The organism is Streptomyces armeniacus, assembly GCF_003355155.1.
Classification (GTDB): Bacteria; Actinomycetota; Actinomycetes; order Streptomycetales; family Streptomycetaceae; genus Streptomyces; species Streptomyces armeniacus.
Genome location: NZ_CP031320.1, coordinates 3,003,466 through 3,025,922 on the forward strand (window position 1 = coordinate 3,003,466; position 22,457 = coordinate 3,025,922).

The 22,457-nt window shown below is 71.0% G+C and carries 22 protein-coding genes and 1 tRNA gene; 10 read left to right on the plus strand and 13 right to left on the minus strand.

Translation table 11 applies throughout. The annotated features are described in order from the left end of the window. Positions 1-3 precede the first annotated feature (3 nt). Positions 4-1,080: a 2Fe-2S iron-sulfur cluster-binding protein gene (locus tag DVA86_RS13065; RefSeq protein WP_208878317.1), complete on the plus strand. Its 1,077-nt coding sequence runs from the start codon at positions 4-6 to the stop codon at positions 1,078-1,080. A gap of 19 nt (positions 1,081-1,099) precedes the next feature. Here DVA86_RS13065 and DVA86_RS13070 read toward each other — a convergent pair whose 3' ends face one another. The 4 genes from DVA86_RS13070 to DVA86_RS13085 all read right to left on the minus strand — a co-directional run bounded on the left by DVA86_RS13070 (position 1,100) and on the right by DVA86_RS13085 (position 4,404). Then, on the minus strand, positions 1,100-1,444 hold the full coding sequence (locus DVA86_RS13070) for a rhodanese-like domain-containing protein (RefSeq protein WP_208878318.1): 345 nt from the start codon (positions 1,442-1,444) through the stop codon (positions 1,100-1,102). A gap of 20 nt (positions 1,445-1,464) precedes the next feature. Further along, positions 1,465-2,355 (minus strand): J domain-containing protein, encoded by an 891-nt coding sequence (locus DVA86_RS13075; protein WP_208878319.1) that lies wholly within the window; start codon positions 2,353-2,355, stop codon positions 1,465-1,467. A gap of 24 nt (positions 2,356-2,379) precedes the next feature. Further along, positions 2,380-3,768 (minus strand): DUF2252 domain-containing protein, encoded by a 1,389-nt coding sequence (locus DVA86_RS13080; RefSeq protein WP_208878321.1) that lies wholly within the window; start codon positions 3,766-3,768, stop codon positions 2,380-2,382. A gap of 231 nt (positions 3,769-3,999) precedes the next feature. Beyond that, positions 4,000-4,404, minus strand: coding sequence for a winged helix-turn-helix transcriptional regulator (locus tag DVA86_RS13085; RefSeq protein ID WP_208878323.1), 405 nt, complete (start codon positions 4,402-4,404; stop codon positions 4,000-4,002). Positions 4,405-4,520: 116 nt separating this feature from the next. Between DVA86_RS13085 and DVA86_RS13090 the strand changes: the two genes are divergently transcribed. Next, positions 4,521-5,171: an FMN-dependent NADH-azoreductase gene (locus DVA86_RS13090; RefSeq protein WP_208878324.1), complete on the plus strand. Its 651-nt coding sequence runs from the start codon at positions 4,521-4,523 to the stop codon at positions 5,169-5,171. A gap of 130 nt (positions 5,172-5,301) precedes the next feature. On the opposite strand, the gene DVA86_RS13095 is transcribed toward DVA86_RS13090, so the two are convergent. Both DVA86_RS13095 and DVA86_RS13100 read right to left on the minus strand, forming a co-directional pair. Beyond that, positions 5,302-5,967, minus strand: coding sequence for a DUF2867 domain-containing protein (locus tag DVA86_RS13095; RefSeq protein WP_208878325.1), 666 nt, complete (start codon positions 5,965-5,967; stop codon positions 5,302-5,304). A 289-nt stretch (positions 5,968-6,256) separates the two neighbouring features. Beyond that, positions 6,257-6,340, minus strand: a tRNA-Leu gene (locus DVA86_RS13100). Between the two features lie 353 nt (positions 6,341-6,693). Here DVA86_RS13100 and DVA86_RS13105 point away from each other — a divergent pair. The 6 genes from DVA86_RS13105 to pknB all read left to right on the plus strand — a co-directional run bounded on the left by DVA86_RS13105 (position 6,694) and on the right by pknB (position 14,721). Further along, a complete protein-coding gene (locus tag DVA86_RS13105; protein ID WP_208878327.1) occupies positions 6,694-7,533 on the plus strand; it encodes an FHA domain-containing protein in 840 nt (279 codons plus the stop codon). 10 nt (positions 7,534-7,543) lie between these two features. Continuing rightward, positions 7,544-8,053: an FHA domain-containing protein FhaB/FipA gene (locus tag DVA86_RS13110; RefSeq protein ID WP_208878328.1), complete on the plus strand. Its 510-nt coding sequence runs from the start codon at positions 7,544-7,546 to the stop codon at positions 8,051-8,053. Positions 8,054-8,125: 72 nt separating this feature from the next. Further along, complete coding sequence (locus tag DVA86_RS13115; RefSeq protein ID WP_245996536.1) at positions 8,126-9,673, plus strand: Stp1/IreP family PP2C-type Ser/Thr phosphatase; 1,548 nt, start codon at positions 8,126-8,128, stop codon at positions 9,671-9,673. 15 nt (positions 9,674-9,688) lie between these two features. Next, a complete protein-coding gene (locus DVA86_RS13120) occupies positions 9,689-11,104 on the plus strand; it encodes an FtsW/RodA/SpoVE family cell cycle protein (protein ID WP_208878330.1) in 1,416 nt (471 codons plus the stop codon). Next, positions 11,101-12,573, plus strand: a complete 1,473-nt coding sequence (locus DVA86_RS13125; RefSeq protein ID WP_208878332.1) for a peptidoglycan D,D-transpeptidase FtsI family protein — start codon at positions 11,101-11,103, stop codon at positions 12,571-12,573. The genes DVA86_RS13120 and DVA86_RS13125 overlap by 4 nt, the downstream gene beginning before the upstream one ends. A 144-nt stretch (positions 12,574-12,717) precedes the next feature. Next, positions 12,718-14,721: a Stk1 family PASTA domain-containing Ser/Thr kinase gene (gene pknB, locus DVA86_RS13130; protein WP_208878333.1), complete on the plus strand. Its 2,004-nt coding sequence runs from the start codon at positions 12,718-12,720 to the stop codon at positions 14,719-14,721. Positions 14,722-14,895: 174 nt separating this feature from the next. Here the strand turns inward: pknB and DVA86_RS13135 are convergent, their stop codons facing one another. The 5 genes from DVA86_RS13135 to DVA86_RS13155 all read right to left on the minus strand — a co-directional run bounded on the left by DVA86_RS13135 (position 14,896) and on the right by DVA86_RS13155 (position 19,207). After that, on the minus strand, positions 14,896-15,564 hold the full coding sequence (locus DVA86_RS13135; RefSeq protein WP_245997614.1) for a class E sortase: 669 nt from the start codon (positions 15,562-15,564) through the stop codon (positions 14,896-14,898). Between the two features lie 314 nt (positions 15,565-15,878). Next, the gene (locus DVA86_RS13140) at positions 15,879-17,573 is read right to left on the minus strand and encodes a class E sortase (protein ID WP_208878336.1); all 1,695 of its coding nucleotides are present in this window, start codon (positions 17,571-17,573) and stop codon (positions 15,879-15,881) included. Further along, on the minus strand, positions 17,570-18,199 hold the full coding sequence (locus tag DVA86_RS13145; RefSeq protein ID WP_208878337.1) for an aminodeoxychorismate/anthranilate synthase component II: 630 nt from the start codon (positions 18,197-18,199) through the stop codon (positions 17,570-17,572). The genes DVA86_RS13140 and DVA86_RS13145 overlap by 4 nt, the downstream gene beginning before the upstream one ends. After that, positions 18,199-18,378, minus strand: a complete 180-nt coding sequence (locus DVA86_RS13150; RefSeq protein WP_208878339.1) for a hypothetical protein — start codon at positions 18,376-18,378, stop codon at positions 18,199-18,201. Before DVA86_RS13150 ends, DVA86_RS13145 begins: the two co-directional genes overlap by 1 nt. A 91-nt stretch (positions 18,379-18,469) precedes the next feature. Beyond that, the gene (locus DVA86_RS13155) at positions 18,470-19,207 is read right to left on the minus strand and encodes a DUF881 domain-containing protein (RefSeq protein WP_208878340.1); all 738 of its coding nucleotides are present in this window, start codon (positions 19,205-19,207) and stop codon (positions 18,470-18,472) included. Between the two features lie 105 nt (positions 19,208-19,312). Here DVA86_RS13155 and crgA point away from each other — a divergent pair, with 105 nt between their 5' ends. Next, entirely contained in the window at positions 19,313-19,576 is a 264-nt protein-coding gene (gene crgA / locus DVA86_RS13160; RefSeq protein ID WP_208878341.1) for a cell division protein CrgA, read from the plus strand. Between the two features lie 352 nt (positions 19,577-19,928). Here crgA and DVA86_RS13165 read toward each other — a convergent pair whose 3' ends face one another. Together DVA86_RS13165 and DVA86_RS13170 are read right to left on the minus strand one after the other, a co-directional pair. Next, positions 19,929-20,798, minus strand: coding sequence for a rhomboid family intramembrane serine protease (locus DVA86_RS13165; protein ID WP_208878343.1), 870 nt, complete (start codon positions 20,796-20,798; stop codon positions 19,929-19,931). A 127-nt stretch (positions 20,799-20,925) separates the two neighbouring features. Further along, a complete protein-coding gene (locus tag DVA86_RS13170; protein WP_208878345.1) occupies positions 20,926-21,453 on the minus strand; it encodes a peptidylprolyl isomerase in 528 nt (175 codons plus the stop codon). Positions 21,454-21,663: 210 nt separating this feature from the next. On the opposite strand from DVA86_RS13170, the gene DVA86_RS13175 reads away from it, so the two are divergent. Beyond that, positions 21,664-22,407 carry a DUF5324 family protein gene (locus DVA86_RS13175; RefSeq protein WP_208878347.1) on the plus strand — a complete coding sequence of 248 codons (744 nt, stop codon included), beginning with the start codon at positions 21,664-21,666 and terminating at the stop codon, positions 22,405-22,407. Positions 22,408-22,457: the final 50 nt, after the last annotated feature.

Genomic DNA, 22,457 nt, shown 5'->3' on the forward strand with positions numbered 1-22,457 from the left:
ACCATGTTCCACCCGCTCCAGGTCACAGCCGTCGAACCGCTCACGGACGACGCCGTCGCCGTCACCTTCGCGGTGCCGCCCGAACTCCGGGAAACGTACGCCTACGCGCCCGGCCAGCACATCGCCCTGCGCCGCTTCAGCGACAGCGGCGAGGAGATCCGGCGCACGTACTCGCTGTGCGCGCCCGCCACGCGGGCACCCGGCACGCTGCGGATCGGCGTACGCCGCGTCGAGGGCGGCGAGTTCTCCACGTACGCGCTGAAGGAGCTCGCCGTCGGCGACCACGTGGACGTACTGCCGCCGACCGGGCGCTTCATCCTCGAACCGCGCCCCGGACACTTCGCCGCGATCGTGGGCGGCAGCGGCATCACACCCGTACTGTCCATCGCCGGAACGCTGCTGAGAGCCGAACCGGAAGCGCGGTTCTGCCTGCTGCGCAGCGACCGTTCGGCCGCGTCGACGATGTTCCTGGACGAGGTCGCCGACCTCAAGGACCGCTATCCGGAACGCCTTCAGCTGGTCCATGCGCTGTCCCGCGAGGAGCAGCAGACGGGCCTGCCGTCGGGCCGCCTCGACGAGGAACGGCTGACGGGGCTGCTGCCCGCGCTGCTCTCCGAGGACGGCGTGGGCGGCGTGGACGGGTGGTACCTGTGCGGGCCGCTGGGGCTGGTGGAGGGCGCGACGAAGGCGCTGCGGCGGCTGGGCGTGCCGCGGAACCGCATCCACCAGGAGATCTTCCACGCCGAGGAGCCCGTGGCGGCGGCACGGCACACGGCGGCGGGCGCCGGGCCGGGTACGCCGGAGTCGGCCACGGTCTCCGCGACGCTGGACGGCCGCTCGGGCAACTGGGCGGTGGAGGACGGCGAGACGGTCCTGGAGACGGTGCTGCGGAACCGGAGCGACGCGCCGTACGCCTGCAAGGGCGGCGTGTGCGGCACCTGCCGCGTGCGGCTGCTCGCGGGAGAGGTGCGGATGGACCGCAACTTCGCGCTGGAACCGGAGGAGCTGGAGGCGGGCTACGTGCTCGCGTGCCAGTCCCACCCCCTGACGCCCGCCGTGACGGTGGACTTCGACGCGTAGCGCGGCGCTCCGCGGCCGGCTAGATCACCTGGGCCGGGCCCTCGCCCTCGGCGACGAGCGGCCGGCCCGCCGACTCCCAGGCCAGCATTCCGCCGTCCACGTTCACCGCGTCCAGGCCCTGCCGCAGCAGATACTGCGCGACCTGCGCGGAGCGGCCGCCGACCCGGCACACCACGTAGATCCGCTCGCCCTCGCCGGCCCGCTCGGTCAACTCACCGAAGCGGCCCACGAAATCGCTCATCGGGATGTGCAACGCGGACTCGGCGTGCCCCGCGGCCCACTCGTCCTGCTCACGGACGTCCAACAGCAGAGCGTCCGCGGGCACTTCCGCGGCGCCCACCTCGGGCAACTGACCCAACTGCATCAACAACAGCCTCTCTACGGCTACTTCTCGTCCTGCTCGGGCGGCGGCGTCCGCAGCTCCGCCAGCTGCGCCTCCCGCTCCGACACCTGTGCCAGCAGCTGCTCCGCGATCTCCTCGAGCAGCGCGTCCGGGTCGTCCGGAGCCATCCGGAGCATGGCGCCTATCGCACTGCCCTCCAGCTCCTCGACGGCCGCCGCGAGCATCTCCTTCCGTGCCGCCAGCCACTCCAGCCGCGCGTACAGCTCCTCGCTGCGGCTCGGCGGCCGCTCCGCCTCCGCCGGGCCCGCCTCCCACTCGGCGGCCAGCTGCCGCAGCGCCTCCGTGTCGCCCGAGGTGTACGCCTTGTTGACGCGGACCATGAACGCCTCCCGGCGCTCCTGCTCCGCCTCGTCCTGCGCCAGGTCCGGGTGTGCCTTGCGGACCAACTCGCGGTACGCCTTGCGGGCCTCCTCGTCGGGCCGCACCCGGCTCGGCGGCTGCACGGGCTGCTCGTTGAGCATCGCCGCGCCCTCGGGGGACAGCCCGTCGGAGTCGATCCAGCCGTGGAACAGCTCCTCCACGCGCGGCATCGGCATCACGATGGCCCGCGCCTCGTCGGCCTTCCGCAGGTCCTCCGGGTCGCCGGTGAGCGCGGCCGTGGCCTCCGCGATCTGCGCGTCCAGCTCGTCGAGCCGCGCGTACATCGGGCCGAGGCGCTGGTGGTGGAGCCGGGAGAAGTTCTCCACTTCGACCCGGAAGGTCTCCACCGCGATCTCGAACTCGATCAGCGCGTTCTCGGCTGCCCGCACGGCCTTCTCGAGCCGTTCGGTGCCCGCGTCGCCCGCGGCGCCGGACGCGTCCTCCGCGCCCGTCGCGCCCTCCTGGTCCACGTGCTCGGCGTGCTCAGCCTGCTCGGCTTCCGGATTGCTCACCGGGCCAGCCTACGGAACGCGCGCTCACACACCCAGCTCGGCCGCTGTCCGCCCGTCCCGTACCGCCGTGACCAGCGCCGCGTGGTCCCGTTCCGTACGGTCGGCGTACGCCAGCGCGAAGTCGCGCACCGCCTCGTCCAGCTCCTCGGACTTGCCGCAGTACCCCGCTATGCCGCGCGGGTCGGCGCTGTGGGAGTGAGCGCGGGCCAGCAGCGCGCCGGTCATCCGGCCGTAGTCGTCTATCTGGTCGGCGGCGAGCGCCGCCGGGTCCACGCTTCCCTTGCGGTTGCGGAACTGCCGCACCTGATACGGCCTGCCCGCCACGCTCGTCCAGCCCAGCAGGATGTCGCTGACGACCTGCATCCGCTTCTGCCCGAGCACCACGCGGCGTCCCTCGTGGGCGGCCTCCGCAGGCTCGAAGCCGGCTTCGGCGAGGTACGGGCGCAGTGCGGACGGCCGTGCCTCCTTCACCTGGAGGACGAGCGGTTTGCCGCGGTGGTCGAGGAGCAGCACCACGTACGACCGGGCGCCGACGCTGCCGGTGCCGACGACGCGGAAGGCGACGTCGTGGATCGCGTACCGGCCGAGCAGCGGCAGCCGGTCCTCCGGCAGCGTCTCCAGATAGCTGCCGAGTGCGGCGGCGACGCCCGCGGCCTCCTCGTCGGGGACGCGGCGGAGCACGGGCGGGGCGTCGACGAAGCGGCGGCCGCCTGCTCCGTCGTCCTCGGTGGCCTTGGCGGCGAAGCGGGCGCTGGTGTTCCGCCGGGCCTTCTCGGAGACGCGTTCCAGGGTACCGAGCAGGTCGCGGGCGTCGGTGTGGGAGACGAGCTCCTCGTCGGCGATGGCGTTCCACGCGTCGGCCGCGGGCATCTTGGCGAGCAGCCGCATGGTGCGGCGGTACGCGCCGGCGGCGTCCTGTGCGGCGGCGGCGCACCGGTCCTCGTCGGCTCCGGCTTCTCGTCCGGCGAGGACGAGTGAGGTGGCAAGGCGTTTGAGGTCCCACTCCCAGGGGCCGCGGACGGTCTCGTCGAAGTCGTTGAGGTCGATGACGAGGCCGCCGCGCGCGTCGCCGTACAGGCCGAAGTTCGCGGCGTGGGCGTCGCCGCAGATCTGGGCGGCGATGCCGGTGACCGGGGTGGAGTGCGCGAGGTCGTACGCCATGAGTCCGGCGGCGCCGCGCAGGAACGCGAAGGGGGTGGCGGCCATGCGGCCGACGCGGATGGGGGTCAGCTCCTCGATCCGGCCGCGGTTGGACTCCTCGACGGCGGTCACGGCGTCCGGGCGGCCGTCCGCCGTGCCGAGCCGTGCGTGTGCGGCCCGCGGCAGCTTGCGCCGCAGTGCCTTGCCCGCCTGCTTGGGCGATTCCGTGCTCTGCCGGGCCGCGAAGCCGCGTACCTCCGGGATCCGCTCCATGCGGCCGCCCCCTCCACTCGTTCACGAACGAGGTCGGACGTCCGGCGCGTGCGCGGGCTGCCTGACCTCGGCTGCCATGACGGTACCCGCGGCAAGTCCACACCGCGACCCCTGTGGATAACTCAGGAAAGCGCAGGTCAGCGGCTTCCGGCAGACGGGCCGTACGCGGCCGGGCGACTCGCCGCGGCCTTGGGAACCTTGGGGAAGGCAAGGGAGTCAGGGAGGCAGGGGCTAGTCGAACTCGGGGCACTGCGCTGATTCCTCCGCCGGCAGGTGCTCGACGGCCCAGCGGGTCAGTTCCGCCATCGCGGGGCGCAGGGCGGCGCCGGCGTCGGTCAGGCGGTAGCTGACGCGCAGCGGGGGTCCGGCGTCCACTTCGCGGGTGACGAGGTCGAGCGCCGCCAGTTCGCTGAGGCGGTCGGAGAGCATGCGTTCGCTGATGCCGGGGACGGCGCGGCGCAGCTCGGCGAAGTGGCCGGGCCCGTTCATGAGCGCGGCGATGATCAGCCCTGTCCAGCGCTTGCCCAGCATCTGGAAGACCCTGGTGATCGCCGGTTCCGGCTCGGTGCAGATGGAGTCGCAGTCCGACGTGCCGGTGGACGCGTCCTCGACCGTTGCTTGCCGCCGCTCTGCCATGCCCCCAGGGTACTAGAAACAGACAAGGGGGTGCAGAAAAGTAAGTGACTGTGCTATCAATAGTGACGTACGGAAGTTCATCTCCGTCCCGTCCACACACTCTTGGAGAGCTCGACATGGCCACCCTCCTGCACCTCGACTCCTCGCTGAACGGCGACCAGTCCCACTCCCGTGCCGTCACCGCCGCGTTCCGCAAGGCGTGGGAGGCCGAGCACCCGGAGGGCAAGGTCGTCTACCGCGATCTCGCGTCCGACCCGCTTCCCCACATGACCGCCCCCACCTACTACGCGGGCTTCGTCGCCCCCGCCGACCGCACCCCGGAGCAGGCCGCCGCGGTCGAGCTGCGCGAGCGGCTGATCGAGGAGGCCGAGGCGGCCGACGCGATTCTGATCGGCGCCCCTCTGTACAACTACTCGATCAGCTCCAGCCTCAAGGCGTGGTTCGACCACGTCATCGCCATGGGCCGCACCGCGGGCGCCGAGAAGCCCTCCCTCGCGGGCAAGCACGCGACGGTGGTCACCAGCCGCGGCGGCTCGTACGCGCCGGGCACCCCCGAGGAGGGCAACGACCACGCGCAGCCGTATCTGCAGATGCTTCTGCGCGACAAGCTCGGCCTGGAGACCGACTTCATCGTGCCGGAGCTGACGCTGGCCCCGCAGGTCCCGGCGATGGCCGCGCTCGTGCCGAAGTACGAGGCGTCGCGCGCGAAGGCGTTCGAGGACGCCGAGACGAAGGCGAAGGCGCTGGCGGGCCGCCTCGCGGCGTAACCGTACGGCGCACATGGCACGTACGAGCCGCACCGCGCACACGGGGCGTCCTCCGGGCCCCTCCGAGCACCCCCGTCGCCCGGAGGGGCCCCAACGCACCTTCAGGCGCGGCATGTTGGAGCCGGCGCCGCTACGCCGCCCGCTCACCCGGGCCCGAGCCCTTGTCCGAGCCGGAACCGGAATCGGGACCGGAATCGGCACCGGAGCCCGTACCGGAGGCGGAGCCCGCCTCCCACTTGCGCCCGATGGCCCGGATCAGCGCCGGGTAGACGGCCGCGTACCGGAACGGCTTGATGGCCGCCATGTACGCGGCGCCCAGCCGCCCGTTGGGCCTCACCAGCACCGCCATCTGTCCGCGGTGGCCGCCGGCGCCGTCCGGGACCCAGCTGATGTGCATGACGCCGTGCACGGTGCGGTTGGCCGTCTCGGTCACCCACTCGTCTTGGGTCAGGTAGACGGAGGTGAACGGGACGTCGCTCAGGTCGGGCCCGCGTTCGCCGTCGCGAAGGTCCGCGGGGAGCCGGTCCCGTAGCGTCGGCACCCGGGAGCCGACGCCCGCGCCGGGCTTGTCCCAGCCGAGCAGGGCGCCGATCTTCCAGCGGACGGCGAACAGCAGCCGCGGCACGGGCTTCGAGACGTGCGCCCGGTCGGGCTCCGCGAACTGGCGCACCAGCCGCCCGAGGTCGTCGGGGCCACCCGGCGTGGGCAGCGCCCACACGTCCTCCAGCCGGAAGTCGCCGGCGATCTCGTGAATCCGCCACGGGCGGGAGGTGTGCGCGGTCCTGGGGAGTCTCATGGCCGAACCCCTGTCTATACGCTGCCGTATAGATTCAGGCTAACGCTGCTGTACGCCGCCGTATAGACAGGGGATCACGTGAGGAGAGACACACCGCCGGGGCACTCGCGCGAAGCCGCATACACCGCGCCGCCGCACGCGCCCGCAACCGCCGTACGGGGCAACCGCGTTCGCCGTACGGACGCCTCCCGCGCCGCCCTCGCGCCCACGCACGCCCGCGGCCCGCGCGGAAAGAAGCGCGCACACGAAACGGGCGGCACCGTGATTACGGTGCCGCCCGTTCCCGCTGTGCGCGAGGGGGGAGTTGAACCCCCACGCCCTTTCGGGCACTGGAACCTGAATCCAGCGCGTCTGCCTATTCCGCCACCCGCGCATGGGTGCTCCCCCACCACTGTGGGGAAGGACGCCGCCGGCCGGAGCTCGTTGTCTCTCCGCCGACATCCGAAAGATTAGCACGCTGTCCGGGCTGTCATCACATCCGTATCGCCGCACCGGCGGCCCGCGCTGAGGGACACTGGGAGGGGCATCACCCTGCGCCCGGCGCGTTCCGTGCAAGGGTGTGAGGGGTGACACTCGACTAGGGGGGCACCGTGGGGAACCACCTGATTTCCCCACGCGTGGATACGATCAGTAAGCACTACCGGCAATGCGGCATGCGCGCGTTCAGGGACACTGGAGCGGCAGCCGTCGCACTAGGGCGACGGCCATCTGGGAAGGAGGTGCACCGTGGGAGTTCTGAAGCGGTTCGAGCAGCGACTCGAGGGTCTCGTCAACGGCACCTTCGCCAAAGTGTTCAAGTCCGAGGTGCAGCCCGTCGAGATCGCCGGGGCCCTTCAGCGCGAGTGCGACAACAACGCGACGATCTGGAACCGCGAGCGCACGGTCGTGCCGAACGACTTCATCGTCGAGCTCAGCGCCCCCGACTACGAGCGGCTCAGCCCTTATTCGGGGCAGCTGGGCGACGAGCTGTCGAGCATGGTCCGGGACTACGCGAAGCAGCAGCGCTACACCTTCATGGGCCCCGTCAAGGTGCACCTGGAGAAGGCCGAGGATCTCGACACCGGTCTTTACCGCGTACGCAGTCGCACACTCGCCTCCAGCACCTCCCAGCCGCAGGGCGCCGGCCCCGCCGCACCCACCCAGGGCGGCGCCACGGGCGGCCCCGCGGGCCCCGGCGGTCAGAGCGGCTTTCCGGCCCGGCCCGCCGGCGCGCCGCCGATGCCGGCCAGTGCGCCCTCGGCGCCGTCGTACGCGCCGGGCGCCGCCGGGCCGCTGCCGCGCGCCGAGACACGGCGCTGGATCGAGATCAACGGCAACCGCCACCAGATCTCCCGCGCCACCCTCGTCCTGGGCCGCAGCACCGAGGCCGACGTGCGCGTCGACGACCCCGGAGTCTCCCGCCGGCACTGCGAAATCCGCGCCGGAAACCCGTCGTCGATCCAGGATCTCGGATCGACGAACGGCATCGTGGTAGACGGACAGCACACCACTCGCGCTACGCTCCGCGACGGCTCACGCATCGTCGTGGGCAGCACCACGATCATTTACCGGCAAGCCGAAGGGTGAAGCGGGGGCAATGTCAGAGCTGACCCTGACGGTCATGCGGTTGGGCTTTCTCGCCGTGCTGTGGCTGTTCGTCATCGTGGCGGTGCAGGTCATCCGCAGCGACCTGTTCGGTACGAGGGTGACCCAGCGCGCCGCCCGGCGGAACGACGCGCGCCCGCAGCGGCAGCAGCAGGCACCGCAGCGCCCGCCGCAGCAGGCCGCGCGGCGCGGCCGCGGCGGCCGGGGCGCCCCGACGAAGCTGGTGGTCTCCGAGGGCTCGCTCACCGGCACGACCGTCGCACTCCAGGGCCAGACGATCTCCCTCGGCCGGGCCCATGACTCCACAATCGTGCTGGATGACGACTACGCCTCCAGCAGGCATGCCAGGATCTATCCGGACCGTGACGGCCAGTGGATCGTCGAGGATCTCGGGTCCACCAACGGCACGTATCTCGACCGGACCCGGCTGACCACACCGACGCCGATTCCGCCCGGAGCGCCGATCCGTATCGGCAAGACGGTCATCGAGCTGCGGAAATAGACAGGCCGAAGACATGACGACCGGAGGGTGGGCACCGTGCGGATGTACCCGGAGCCGACGGGCGAGGTGCGCATGAGTCTGTCACTGCGCTTCGCCGCCGGATCGCACGACGGCATGATCCGCGAGCACAACGAGGACTCGGGCTACGCCGGTCCGCGGCTGCTCGCGGTCGCCGACGGGATGGGCGGCCAGGCCGCCGGTGAGGTCGCCAGCTCGGAGGTGATCTCGACCATCGTGCAGCTGGACGAGGACATCCCCGGCTCCGACATCCTCACCTCACTCGGCAGCGCCGTGCAGCGCGCCAACGACCAACTGCGCGTCATGGTCGAGGAGGACCCGCAGCTCGAGGGCATGGGTACGACCCTCACCGCGCTGCTGTGGACAGGCCAGCGGCTCGGCCTCGTCCACGTCGGCGACTCGCGCGCGTACCTGCTGCGGGACGGACAGTTGACGCAGATCACCCAGGACCACACCTGGGTGCAGCGGCTGGTGGACGAGGGCCGTATCACCGAGGAGGAGGCCACCACCCACCCGCAGCGCTCCCTGCTGATGCGCGCGCTGGGCAGCGGCGACCACGTGGAACCGGATCTGTCGATCCGTGAAGTACGCGCCGGCGACCGCTATCTGCTGTGTTCCGACGGGCTGTCGGGTGTCGTGTCGCACCAGACGATGGAGGACACCCTCGCCAGCTACCAGGGCCCGCACGAGACGGTGCAGGAGCTGATCCAGCTCGCGCTGCGCGGCGGCGGCCCGGACAACATCACGTGCATCATCGCGGACGTCCTCGACGTCGACGGCAACGACACCCTCGCCGAGCAGCTGAACGACACCCCGGTGATCGTCGGCGCCGTCGCCGAGAACCAGCACCAGTTGGGCGGTGACGCGCAGACGCCCGCGGCCCGCGCCGCCGAACTCGGCCGCCAGGTCCCGCCGCAGCCGTCCGGCGGCACCGCGCCCGAGGGCGGCTTCGGGCCGCCCGGCAGCGGCGCCGCGCCGGCCGTCGCGCCGCCTCCGGCGGGCTCCTTCGGCTCGTACTCGGACGACGACTTCGTCAAGCCCTCCAACCGGGGCAAGTGGGCGAAGCGTTCGCTGTTCATCGGCCTCGCGCTGATCCTCGTCGGCGGCGGGCTGTACGGGGGGTACCAGTGGACGCAGTCGCAGTACTACGTCGGCTCCGAGGGCGAGCACGTCGCGCTGTACCAGGGCATCAGCCAGGAGTTGGCGGGCATCAGCCTCAGCGAGGTCCGGGAGAGCTACCCCAAGATCGAACTCAAGTACCTCCCGCTCTACCAGCGTGAGCGCGTCGAGGAGACCATCGCCTCCGACAGCCTCGGGCAGGCGGAGGACAAGGTCGCCGAGCTCAAGGCACAGGCCGACGTGTGCAAGATCGTCGCGGAGCAGAAGGAACAGCAGCCGCCGAGCGGTGACGCCGGCGGCCAGCAGGACAAGGGCCAGGACAAGTCTCCGGACGGCAGCGCCACGGGCGGCGCCGGAGCCGGCGACAAGGCCGGCGCTCCCGCCGACAAAGACGCCAGCACGAGTTCCAGCTCTCCGACGCCCAGCGGCCCCAGCCTCTCGGAGAAACAGCGCGAGCTCGCCAAGACGTGCACCGCACCGTAGGGGGCCGCAGCAGCGATGAGCAGTAATCTCAACATCAACACCGGCAGCAACACCACGGTCTCCCCCGGGGGCCTGCCGAGCCGTCGCAACACCGAGCTGGCGATGCTCATCTTCGCCGTGCTCATCCCCGTCTTCGCCTACGCCAACGTCGGCCTCGCGAAGGACGGTTCGCTGCCCGCGGGCATGCTCGGCTACGGCGTCGGGCTCGGCCTTCTCGCGGCGGTCTGCCATCTGGTCGTACGCCGCTGGGCGCCGTACGCCGACCCGTTGATGCTGCCCATCTCGACCCTGCTGAACGGCCTCGGGCTGGTGCTGATCTGGCGGCTGGACCAGGAGCCGGGCATCACCACGCCCGCGCTGGGCGGCGCGCTCGCGCCCGGCCAGCTGATGTGGTCCACGCTCGGGGTCGCGCTCTTCCTCGGTGTGCTGGTGTTCCTGAAGGACCACCGCGTCCTGCAGCGCTACACGTACATCTCGATGGTCGTCGCGCTGATCCTGCTGATCCTGCCGATGTTCTTCCCCGCCCGCTACGGCGCCCGGATCTGGATCACCATTCCCGGCGTCGGCTCGCTGCAGCCAGGCGAGTTCGCCAAGATCATCATCGCGGTGTTCTTCGCCGGCTACCTGATGGTCAAGCGGGACGCCCTCGCCCTCGCCAGCCGCCGCTTCATGGGCCTGTACCTGCCGCGCGGCCGCGACCTCGGGCCGATCCTCGCCATCTGGGCGCTCAGCCTGATGATCCTCATCTTCGAGACCGACCTGGGCACTTCGCTGCTCTTCTTCGGCCTCTTCGTGATCATGCTGTACGTGGCGACGGAGCGCACCAGCTGGGTCGTGTTCGGCCTCGGGCTGAGCGCCGCGGGCGCCGTCGCCGTCGCGTCGTTCGCGGGACACGTCCAGAGCCGCGTCGACGGCTGGCTCGACCCGCTCGCCCGCGCCGCCAACGGCGGTGTCACCGAGACCGCGCAGGCGATGTACTCGTTCGGCTCCGGCGGCATCCTCGGCTCCGGCCTCGGCCAGGGCTACTCCCGCCTCATCGGCGGCATCGCGCCCAAGAGCGACTACATCCTCGCCACCGTCGGCGAGGAGCTGGGGCTCACCGGCCTGATGGCCATCCTGGTGCTCTACGCGCTGCTCATCGAACGCGGCATGCGGACCTCGCTCGCCGCCCGCGACCCGTTCGGCAAGCTCCTCGCCGTCGGCCTCGCCGGGGCGTTCGCGCTGCAGGTCTTCGTCGTCGCCGGCGGCGTCACCGGCCTCATCCCGCTGACCGGCATGACGATGCCCTTCCTGGCCCAGGGCGGCTCCTCGGTCATCGCCAACTGGGCCCTTATCGCCATCCTGCTGCGCATCAGCGACACTGCGCGCAGGCCGGCGCCCGCCCCAGCCCCATCCCCTGACGCCGAGATGACCCAGGTGGTCCGACCGTGAACAAGCCTCTACGCCGCGTGGCCGTGTTCTGCGGCCTGCTCGTCCTCGCCCTCCTGGCCCGCGTCAACTACGTCCAGTTCGTCCAGGCCGACGAGCTGTCCGAGCACGAGGACAACCGCCGCGTCGCCATCGAGCGCTACGCGCAGCCCCGCGGCAACATCCTCACCAGCGACGGCAAGCCCATCACCGGCTCCACGGAGACCGAGGACACGGACTTCAAGTACAAGCGCACGTACAAGAACGGCGAGCTCTGGGCGCCCGTGACCGGCTACGCCTCGCAGGCGTTCGGCGCGACGCAGCTCGAGGCGCTCAACGACGGCATCCTCACCGGCGACGACGACCGGCTGTTCTTCAACCGCACCATCGACATGCTCACCGGGAAGCCGCAGAAGGGCGGGAACGTCGTCACGACGCTCGACGCCAAGGCGCAGCAGGCGGCGTTCAAGAGGCTCGGCGACAAGAAGGGCGCGGTCGCGGCGATCGACCCGCAGAGCGGCGCCGTGCTCGCGCTCGCCAGCACCCCCTCGTACGACCCCTCCAGCTTCGCCGGGAACGGCGAGAAGGACTCGGAGGCGTGGTCGAAGCTGCAGAAGGAGCAGAACGAGGACACGCCCATGCTCAACCGGGCGCTGCGGCAGACCTACCCGCCGGGCTCCACGTACAAGGTCGTCACCGCCGCGGCCGGGCTGGAGAGCGGCGACTTCGACCTGGACAGCAAGACGGACTCCCCCGACCCGTACAAACTGCCGCAGAGCCAGACCGATCTGGGCAATGACGGCGACAATCCGGCCTGCAAGAACGCCTCGATCCGCGTCGCCATGCAGTGGTCGTGCAACACCGTCTTCGCCAAGATGAGCGATGAGCTCGGCAACGACAAAATGCGGGAGATGTCCGAGAAGTTCGGTTACGGGAACGGCGAACTGGACATCCCCGTACGGGCCGCCGAGAGCGTCTACCCCGAGGACAACCGGCCGCAGAACGCCATGGCGGGCATCGGCCAGGCCAGCAACCGCGCCACCCCGCTGCAGATGGCGATGGTCGCCGCCGCCGTCGCCAACGACGGCACGCTCATGAAGCCGTACATGGTCGACAAGCTCGTCGCCCCCAACCTCAACGTCGTCGAGCAGACCAAGCCCAAGGAGCTCAGCGAGCCCGTCTCCTCCGACAACGCGCAGAAGCTCCAGGAGGCCATGGAGACGGTCGTCAAGGAAGGCACGGGAACCACCGCACAGATCCCGGGCGTCACAGTCGGCGGGAAGACCGGCACCGCCCAGCACGGCGAGAACAACGAGAAGAACCCGTACGCGTGGTTCATCTCCTACGCCAAGGGCGAGGACGGCTCCTCCCCGGTCGCCGTCGCCGTGGTCATCGAGAGCTCCGACACCTCCCGTGACGAGATCGCGGGCAGCAAGCTCGCGGCACCCGTCGCCAAGGACGTGATGAAGGCCATCCTCGACGGAAAGCAGTGATCCGGCGCCAGCAGAACACGAGGTGACAACGGTCACCCCGGCCGGGCCAGGCGCGTAACCACGGCCGGGTACCGTATGCCGAGCAGCACACCGCCGGCCCGTACGAATGGTGCGGCCCGGACGTACGGAGAGGGCTGGAGACTTATGGAAGAGCCGCGTCGCCTCGGCGGCCGGTACGAGCTGGGGTCGGTGCTCGGCCGCGGTGGCATGGCCGAGGTGTACCTCGCGCACGACACCCGGCTCGGCCGCACGGTCGCGGTGAAGACCCTCCGTGTCGACCTCGCCCGCGACCCGTCGTTCCAGGCCCGCTTCCGCCGCGAGGCCCAGTCGGCCGCCTCGCTCAACCACCCGGCGATCGTCGCCGTCTACGACACCGGCGAAGACTACGTCGACCAGGTCTCCATCCCGTACATCGTGATGGAGTACGTCGACGGCTCCACCCTCCGTGAGCTGCTGCACAGCGGCCGCAAGCTGCTGCCCGAACGCTCCATGGAGATGTGCGTCGGCATCCTCCAGGCCCTCGAGTACTCCCACCGCAACGGCATCGTCCACCGCGACATCAAGCCCGCGAACGTCATGCTGACGCGCAGCAGCCAGGTCAAGGTCATGGACTTCGGCATCGCCCGCGCGATGGGCGACTCCGGCATGACCATGACGCAGACCTCGTCCGTCATCGGCACCGCCCAGTACCTCTCCCCGGAGCAGGCCAAGGGCGAGTCCGTCGACGCGCGCTCCGACTTGTACTCCACCGGCTGCCTGCTGTACGAACTCCTCACCGTACGGCCACCGTTCATCGGCGACTCACCGGTCGCCGTCGCGTACCAGCACGTACGGGAGGAGCCGCAGCCGCCCAGCGCGTTCGACCCCGAGATCACGCCCGAGATGGACGCCATCGTCCTCAAGGCCCTGGTCAAGGACCCCGACTACCGCTACCAGAGCGCCGACGAGATGCGCGCCGACATCGAGGCGTGCCTCGACGGCCAGCCCGTCGCCGCCACCGCCGCGCTCGGCGCCGTCGGCTACGGCGGCTACCCCGACGACCAGCCCACCACCGCGCTCCGGTCGCAGGACCAGAACCACACCTCCATGCTGCCGCCGATGCGCGAGGAGGACGGCGGGTACTACGACGACGAGCCGCGCGGCCGGCGCCGTCCGCCGAAGAAGAGCAACACCTCCACCATCCTGCTGATCATCGCGCTGATCCTGGTCCTCGTCGGCGCGATCTTCATCGGCAAGGCCCTGTGGAGCTCCGACAGCGGCAACGAGGGCAGCGTCGCTGTACCGGAACTCGCCGGGAAGACCCTCCAGGAAGCCGAGGAGCTCGGCGAGAACGGCGGATTCGAGGTCGAGAAGGGCCAGACCAAGTTCTGCGCCCAGAAGAAGAGCACCATCTGCGACTCGACTCCCGCGGCGGGCAAGGAGATAGACCGCGGCGACTCCGTCACCGTCACCATCTCCAAGGGCGCCGCCCCCGTCGACGTCCCCGACGTCGAGGGCGACGACTTCGAAGACGCCAAGCAGGAACTCGAGGACGCCGGCTTCGAAGTCGGCCGGAACAACGAGGAGTCCGACGAGGAGGAAGGCAGCGTCATCGGCCAGGACCCGGCGGGCGGCGACAAGGCACGCAAGGGCTCCAAGGTCACGCTGACCGTCGCCACCCAGAGCGAGACCTCGGTGCCGCCCGTCGTCGGCAAGGACTTCGAAGAGGCCAAGAAGCAGCTCGAAGGTCTCGGCTTCACCGTCGCCAAGGTCGAGCAGGAAGACCCCGACACCCCCGCCAACCAGGTCCTCAAGCAGGACCCGGCACCCCCGGCCAAGGCGCCCGACGGCGGGCAGGTCACCCTGACCATCGCCAAGGCGCCCGCCGACCAGCCCGCCAGCGTCCCCGACGTCAGCAACCAGCTCGTCAAGGACGCCCGCAAGACCCTCGAAGGCGCCGGCTTCACCGTCCAGGTGCAGGGCGCGCCCGACGAGAACAACGCCACCGTCATCACCACCAACCCGCCCGCCAACACCCAGGCCAAGAAGGGCGACACGGTCACCATCATTGCCCGGCCCGGCCCGCCGGGAGGCGACCCGGGCGGCGGCAACGGAGGCAACGGCGGCCCGGGCAGCGGCGACGGCGGGATCATCGGCGGATTCGACTGAGGCGACTGAGGGACGGCTGAGGGGCGACTTCGGTCCCGCGAACGGAAGCGGAACGGCAACGGCCCGGCGCTGAGGCGCCGGGCCGCTTGCGTCTGCCGTTGGTGTTGGCGTTGGAGTGCGTTGCCGCCGGTTCCCAGTCGGGTCAACGGGGCCTGCCGCGCCGCGCGTTCGGGCTCAGCGCAGCTCCTCCGGCGGCGTCCGCTCCTCGTCGACGTCCTGCGTGCGTACGAGCTCGCCCCACACCACGTAGCGGTGCTTCGAGGTGAAGACGGGCGTGCACGTCGTCAGCGTGATGTACCGGCTGTCTTCCTTCCGGCCCGACTCCTTCGGCACCGGGTCCAGGACGTCGACGTTGTACTTCGAGGTCTTCGGCAGGATCTCGTAGACCTTGTAGACGTACCAGGTGCTCTTCGTCTCGAACACCAGCGGGTCGCCCTTGCCGATCTTGTCGATGTTGTGGAACTTCGCGCCGTGCCCGTCTCGGTGCGCGGCGAGCGCGAAGTTGCCCGACTGGTCCCAGGGCAGCGCCGACTTGACGGGTTTCGTGTAGTAGCCCGCCGTGCCGTGGTTCAGCTCGTCGGCGTCGGTGCCCTTGGTCACCAGCACGTCGTCCTTCGTCATGGACGGAGCGTGCAGAAAGCCGATGCCGTCCTTCAGGTCGCGCGCACCCGGCCCGTCCTGGCCCCGGTCCGCGGCCCAGTCGTCCCGTACGCGCTCGCTCTTGCGGTCGGCCTCGCGGTTGGCGACCACGTTCGTCCACCACAGCGAGTAGACGACGAAGAGCGCGAGGATCACCCCCGCGGTGATCAGCAGCTCGCCGAGCACGCTGACCGTCGCGGCTATTCGGCCCCGCGTACGGGACCGCGCGGGCGCGGCGGCGGGCTCGGGCTCAGAGTCGGATTCGGGCTCAGGCTCGGGCTCAGACTCGGAGTCAGGCTCAGACTCGGAGTCAGGCTCAGACTCGGAGTCAGGCTCGGCGGGAGACGTACCGTCCGGCTCCCCGCCGTCACCGGGCTCGTCAACGGGCGCTTCGGTGTCCTCGCCCCGCTCCCCGGCGTCGTCTACGGGTGTCTCCGGCGACTTCTCCGAAGTCCCGTCACCCGCAGCGCCCTTGGCGTTCTCAGCCACCGTCTACCCCCGTCCCACTGCCGACACCGCTACCCGACCAGCGCGTCCGGCTTCCCCTTGCTCCGCGGACGCTCCTCGACCATTTTGCCCCAGACGATCAGACGGTACTTCGACGTGAACTCGGGAGTGCACGTGGTGAGCGTGACGTACCGGCCCGGCTTCTCGAAGCCCGACTGCCGCGGCACCGGATCCACCACCGTCGTGTTGGACGGCGACGTCGACGGCAGCCGGCTGTGCATCTTGTACGTGTAGTACGTGTCCGCCGTCTCGACGATGATCTCGTCGCCCGCGACCAGCTTGTTGATGTAGCGGAACGGTTCCCCGTGGGTGTTGCGATGCCCCGCCACCGAGAAGTTGCCCTGCTTGTCCCACGGCATCGCCGTCTTCAGGCCCGAGTCCGCGTCGTAATGCCCGACCATGCCCTTGTCGAGCACGTCCTTCTTGCTCACGCCCTCGGCGACCGGCACCCGGATGTCCAGCTTCGGAATGTACATGATCGCGAAGCCCTGCCCCGCCGTGAACTTGCCCGGCTTCCGCTCCGGATGTTCCTTCCAGCGGTCCGCGAGATCGTCCGCCGCCTTGTCCGCCTTCTGGTGCGCCAGCACGTTCGTCCACCACAGCTGGTACGCCACGAACAGCAGCATCAACACGCCCAACGTGATGAACACCTCACCGATGAACCGGCTGAGGATCACCACCGGACCGTCCTTCGCCGCCCGCGCCGCCCGCCGCGCCTCCAGCCGCGTGCCCGCCCGCACCGGCGGCGCGGGCGGCGGCGCCTTGCGGCCCCGGCTGCCGCCCTTACCGCCCTTGCCCCGCCCGCCCTTCGCCGCCTTGCGCCGCGCGGCGCGGCCCAACTCGGCCTCGTCCGGGCGCCGCAGACCGACCGTACGGCGGTCGTCGTCCGCGCCTCCGTCCATACCGGAGGAGCGCTCCGCGCCTGCCGGACGCGCCGCACGCGCCCTGCGCGAGCCCGGCCGCTCCGCTCCCGCGGGGCGGCGTACGGGCATGGTCGACGTGTCGGGACGGTCGGTGCGGGCCGTACGGTCCGGAGCGCCCGGAGTGCCCGGGACGTCCACCGTCGGCAGCGCCGCAGTCTCGGACACCTCCGGCACGCCGGGCGCGGCGGCGCCGGCCGCCGGGGCGTCCCCAGCCGTACGGCCCCACTCGACGCGCGGCGGCTCGACGGCGGCACGCTCGTCCACGGCCCAACTCGGCGCCCCGCGCTGCCCGGTGGGGGCGGTGGGCGCGGCGGCGCCCTCGTACGGCATGCCGCCCCGCGACGGCTCGACGGGCTGCACCGGCTGGGCGGGCTGCACGGGCTGCTGTGCCTGCTGCGGCGCCTGGTGTGCCTGCTGCGTCTGCGGTGCCTGCGGTGCCTGCGGTGCCTGCGGTTGCTGGTGCGGACGGAACCAGGGTGACGTGTGCGGCTCGAACTCCCCCTCGGCACCGTCCGTGCCGCCCGTACCGCCCGTCGGCCCCGCGTCCCGCTGCCCCGGCAGCGGATCCGTCAGCGGGTCCGCCAGCGCGCCCACCGCCGCCTCGTACGCGTCCCGCGCCCCGTACGCCGCCCCGTACGCCTCAGCGCCCCCGTCCGCGCCGTACGGGTCCACCTCGCCGCCGTACGCCTCACCCCCGTACGGCTCGGCCCCGTACGGGTCGCTGTACGGGTCGCTGTACGGGCCCCCGTAGGCGCCGTCGTACTCCGGGCGGTCGTGGTTCACGTGCCAACGACCGGCGCCAGCCCCGCGGACCGGCCCACCGCGTCCGGATCACCGCACTCCGCCAGCCAGTTGGCCAGCATGCGGTGACCCCACTCCGTCAGCACCGACTCGGGGTGGAACTGCACGCCCTCCACCCGGTGTTCGCGGTGCCGCAGCCCCATCACCACGCCCGTCTCCGTCCAGGCCGTGATCTCCAGCTCGGCCGGCACCGTGGCACGCTCCACGCCCAGAGAGTGATAGCGGGTGGCCGTGAACGGGGACGGCAGGCCCTCGAAGACGCCCGCGCCGGCATGCAGCATCGGCGACGTCTTGCCGTGCAGCAGCTCCGGGGCACGGTCCACGACCGCGCCGTACGCGACCGCCATCGACTGCATCCCCAGGCACACCCCGAACACCGGCAGCCCGCTGCCCGCACAGTGCCGCACCATGTCGACGCACACACCGGCCTGTTCAGGCGTACCGGGGCCGGGCGAGAGCAGCACACCGTCGAAGCCGTCCCGCGCGTGCCCGGTCGTCACCTCGTCGTTCCGTACGACCTCGCACTCCGCGCCCAGTTGGTACAGGTACTGGACGAGGTTGAAGACAAAGCTGTCGTAATTGTCAACGACCAGAATCCGCGCGCCCATCAGCCCGCCCCAGCTCCTCCGCCGTCGTCGACGGTCACGTCGTTGAACGGCAGCAGCGGCTCCGCCCACGGGAACACGTACTGGAACAGCACGAAGACCACTCCGAGCGCCAGCACGAGAGAGATCAGCGCCCGCACGTACGCGTTGCCCGGCAGGTGCCGCCAGATCCAGCCGTACATCCCCTGATGCCGTCCCTTCCGATCACGCGCCCCTACGGCGCGCCCTCCAGACTAACGGCCGCCGGGTCCGGCGAGGGGCGCACGCCGAGGCTCACTCCAAGGGGGACGCGTGCTGGAGATCGACCGTTCCGGAGTACCCGGGGAGGGTCGTGGAGCCGTGCTCGTCGACCTTCCAGCCGAGGCCGTACGCGTCCACGTACTGCAGGTAGTTCTGCACGGCGGGCGCGGTGTCCAGGGCACGGCGCAGTGCGTCCTGGTCGCCGACTGCGGTCACCTTGTACGGAGGCGAGTAGACGCGGCCCTGCAGGATCAGGGTGTTCCCGACGCAGCGGACGGCGCTGGTGCTGATCAGCCGCTGGTCCATGACACGGATGCCCTTGGCGCCGCCCTTCCAGAGGGCGTTCACGACGGCCTGCAGGTCCTGCTGGTGGATCACCAGGTCGTTGGGCTGCGGATCGGGTACGCCCGGGACGAGCGGGGTGGCGTCCGGCGGGGCGTCGGTCAGGGTGACGGTCAGCGCCTCCCCGGAGACCTTCGTGGTGCCCGCCGCCCGCTTGAGCGCCGCGAGTTCGCGCTCCTCCTCCGCGGTGGCGCCGCCGTCGCGCTCGGCGAGGGCGTCGACGCGGGAGCGGAGCGCGGCGGCGGAGGTCTCGAGGTCGCCGTTCTTGCGGCTGCGCTCCCGGATGAGGTCGGAGAGGCGGAGCATGGAGTCGTCGGTACGGATGTTGGTGCCGGCCGCGGTGTCCCAGCTGACCCAGAAGATCAGTCCGGCGAGGGCGAAGATCCCGGCTGTGGCCAGCCGGGCCGGCCTGATGCGAAAATTGGACACCGTACCCCTGTCTCCCTTCGCCCCTACGACGCACTACGCTAACGGACCACCGACCCCACGATTCACCCAGCGCGGTCACGAAGCGCATCGACAGGAGAGTCCCTCGTGCCGAAGTCACGGATCCGCAAGAAGGACGAGTTCAAGCCGCCGCCGGAGAGGAAGGCGACCCAGATCGATCTGGGCGGCGGCGGAGGGCGGCGATGGGTCGCGCCGCTGATGCTGACACTGTTCGGGCTCGGCCTGGCGTGGATCGTCGTGTTCTACGTGACGAACAGCGCGCTTCCGGTCGAGGCGTTCGGAAACTGGAACATCGTGGTCGGCTTCGGCTTCATCGCGGGCGGGTTCGTCGTCTCCACGCAGTGGAAGTAGCAGCTCACGGGGCGCCCCACCGCCCCCTGAGTTATCCACAGGTTGATCCACAGCCTTGGAAAACTCAGAAGATCTGTGGATAACTCAACTGAGCCCCACGCCTCCACCCTCGTGCGCTGAGGGCGGCGACATGCCTGGTCACCCCGGCCTTGCAGGGTAAACGCACTTCCGTACGTGATCGAACGGGCGTTCGCTGCTCCGTACACAAGATCTGCCGCGAGCTGTGGACAACTCGGGGGCGTGGGTGACGTACGGCCTCCCGGCGGCCGAGAACCGGCTGCGGGCCGGCGGCAAACCGGCTGCGGACCGGGCTGGATCCGGCCGCGGACCGGCCTCTGGATCCGGCCGCGGGTCAGCCCGTCAGTGCGAGTGTGCGGAGCACGCAGACCGCCAGCAGCACGGCGAACACGGCCCCGCAGGTGCCGTACTGCACGAGCGTCCGCTTCTCCCGCGGCGCGTGCACCATGGCGTACGCGATCAGCGCGCCGACGACCAGGCCGCCGATGTGCGCCTCCCACGCGATGTCCTCCCAGGTGAAGGTGAAGACGAGGTTGATCGCGAGGAGGATGAGGATCGGCCGCATGTCGTACTGCAGCCGCCGCATCAGCACGGCTGTCGCGCCGAACAGGCCGAAGATCGCGCCGGACGCGCCGAGCGAGGGAGCGCCCGGGTCGGAGATGAGGTACGTGAGGGTGCTGCCGCCGAGGCCGGACAGCAGGAACAGCGCCAGGAAGCGGAGGCGGCCGAGGGCGGCCTCCAGGGGCGGGCCGAGGAACCACAGCCCCAGCATGTTCATCGCGATGTGCCAGATCTCCTGGTGCAGGAAGACCGAGCTCAGCAGGCGGTACCACTGGCCTTCGGCGACGCCTTCAGTCGGCTGGTAGAAGGGGTCGTGCGGCCACTGCCCGATCATCACCAGGTCCGCGGTGAGCCGGTCGCCCGCCGTCTGCACGGCGATGAACAGCGCGACGTTGAGCGCCAGCAGCACCTTCGTGACCAGCCGCGGGTCCGCCACGATGGAGGCGCCGGCGAGCGTACGGGGCTGGTTCGCGTGCGGCGGGTGTCCCGTACCGGAACCGCCCTTGACGCACTCCGGGCACTGGAATCCGACGGAGGCCGTAATCATGCACTCGGGGCAGATGGCCCGCTCGCAGCGCGTGCAGCGTATGCCGGTCTCCCGGTCCGGATGCCGGTAGCAGACCACCGACTGGTGCTGGTCCATGGGTGCTCCCCTTCAGCCTGATCCGCCCTGCCCGTTCTACGGACGGGCAGGGCGGATCAGTTCCCGATTCCCCGACGCGCGGCCGGGACCGGCGCCGCGTCCGGTGCCGGCGCCCGCTCTCGCGAGGTCAGCGGCGTTCGATGGTGACGTTCTCGATCACGACGTCCTGGAGCGGACGGTCGGTGCGCGGGTTTGTCGCCGTGCTGCCGATGGCGTCGACGACCTTCTTGCCGGCCTCGTCGGTGACCTCACCGAAGATGGTGTGCTTGCCGGTCAGCCAGGCGGTGGGCGCCACGGTGATGAAGAACTGCGAGCCGTTGGTGCCGGGCCCGGCGTTGGCCATGGCCAGCAGGTACGGCCGGTCGAAGGCGAGGTCGGGGTGGATCTCGTCGCCGAACTCGTATCCCGGGCCACCGGTCCCGTTGCCCAGCGGGTCGCCGCCCTGGAGCATGAATCCACTGATCACACGGTGGAAGACGGTGCCGTCGTACAGCTTGTCGGTCGACTTCTGACCGGTCTCGGGGTGGGTCCACTCGCGGGAGCCCTCGGCGAGCTCGACGAAGTTCTTGACCGTCTTCGGTGCGTGGTTCGGGAAGAGCTGTACCTCGATGGTGCCTTGGTTGGTCTTCAGGGTGGCGTAAAGCTGCTCGGCCACGATCTACCTTCCATCTGTCTGCAGTGACTCGTCCGATCCTCCCACGGACCGCGCGCGGCCAGGATCCCCCGTGACCCGGATGCCCCCGCACGCATGCCGGGAATGCGACGGCCAGGCATGATCTACGGAACGGGTGGAACGCGAGACACTGTGTCTTCTCGGAGGAATCCCTCCGAAACCGCCAGGCACACCACCGAGGAGGAGGAACCCGTGACCCGCATCGACAGCGCACGTGCCGCGGCCGACAACGCCAGGGCGAGCGTGCGGCATGCCGCGGAGGCAGCGGCCCCCTACGCGGAGACGGCCAGGGAGACCGCCTCGCAGTACGCGCACGAGGCCGGCGCACGGCTGGGCCCGAAGGTGTCGGCCACGGCGCGGCAGGCGCGCTGCACCGCGCGGGACGGTTACGAGAGCCACGTCGGGCCGCGGCTGAGCAAGGCCCGCGGTGCGCTGCCGCCCGAGGTCGACCGGACCGCGACGCGTGCGGCCCGCAAGACGCGGCGGGCGGCCCGGCAGGCCACCGAGTACACCGTGCCGCGTGTGGAGTCGGCGCTGGCGGAGGCGCGTTCCGCGGCCGGGCCCGCGCGCGACGAGGCGCGGCAGCGCAGTGCGGCCGCCCTGGCGGCGCTGCGCGGCGAGGTGAGCCCGGACGAGATCGAACGGCTGGCGCGGCAGCGGGCGCGGCGTGCCCGTACGGGCCGGCTGGCGAAGCGGCTGGCGCTGCTCGGGCTGCTGGCGGGCGGCGCGTACGCCGCCTGGCGCTGGTGGGACAAGCAGGCGAACCCGGACTGGCTGGTGGAGCCCCCGCCCGCCACGGAGGTACGCGACCGCGGCGGCCTCGGCGCGGGCGAGAGCGCGGCCGGCACGGACCCCGCGGACGCCTCGGTGCTGGACCCCGAGGTGGAGGCGAAGCAGGCGGAATCGGAGGCGGGGCGCGGGGACGAGACGCGCTGAGGGCGCGTACGGGCTGACCGTACGGCCTCACTGACCGGACCGTACGACCC

What these genes read in the sequence shown, in the direction of transcription:
- DVA86_RS13065 (WP_208878317.1), top strand. Translation starts at nt 4, where the DNA reads ATGTTCCACCCGCTCCAGGTCACAGCCGTCGAACCGCTCACGGACGAC.
- DVA86_RS13085 (WP_208878323.1), bottom strand. Translation starts at nt 4,404, where the DNA reads ATGGCAGAGCGGCGGCAAGCAACGGTCGAGGACGCGTCCACCGGCACG.
- DVA86_RS13080 (WP_208878321.1), bottom strand. Translation starts at nt 3,768, where the DNA reads ATGGAGCGGATCCCGGAGGTACGCGGCTTCGCGGCCCGGCAGAGCACG.
- DVA86_RS13165 (WP_208878343.1), bottom strand. Translation starts at nt 20,798, where the DNA reads ATGGACCAGCACCAGTCGGTGGTCTGCTACCGGCATCCGGACCGGGAG.
- DVA86_RS13070 (WP_208878318.1), bottom strand. Translation starts at nt 1,444, where the DNA reads ATGCAGTTGGGTCAGTTGCCCGAGGTGGGCGCCGCGGAAGTGCCCGCG.
- DVA86_RS13145 (WP_208878337.1), bottom strand. Translation starts at nt 18,199, where the DNA reads ATGGGCGCGCGGATTCTGGTCGTTGACAATTACGACAGCTTTGTCTTC.
- DVA86_RS13120 (WP_208878330.1), top strand. Translation starts at nt 9,689, where the DNA reads ATGAGCAGTAATCTCAACATCAACACCGGCAGCAACACCACGGTCTCC.
- DVA86_RS13150 (WP_208878339.1), bottom strand. Translation starts at nt 18,378, where the DNA reads ATGTACGGCTGGATCTGGCGGCACCTGCCGGGCAACGCGTACGTGCGG.
- DVA86_RS13110 (WP_208878328.1), top strand. Translation starts at nt 7,544, where the DNA reads ATGTCAGAGCTGACCCTGACGGTCATGCGGTTGGGCTTTCTCGCCGTG.
- DVA86_RS13115 (WP_245996536.1), top strand. Translation starts at nt 8,126, where the DNA reads ATGAGTCTGTCACTGCGCTTCGCCGCCGGATCGCACGACGGCATGATC.
- DVA86_RS13090 (WP_208878324.1), top strand. Translation starts at nt 4,521, where the DNA reads ATGGCCACCCTCCTGCACCTCGACTCCTCGCTGAACGGCGACCAGTCC.
- pknB (WP_208878333.1), top strand. Translation starts at nt 12,718, where the DNA reads ATGGAAGAGCCGCGTCGCCTCGGCGGCCGGTACGAGCTGGGGTCGGTG.
- DVA86_RS13095 (WP_208878325.1), bottom strand. Translation starts at nt 5,967, where the DNA reads ATGAGACTCCCCAGGACCGCGCACACCTCCCGCCCGTGGCGGATTCAC.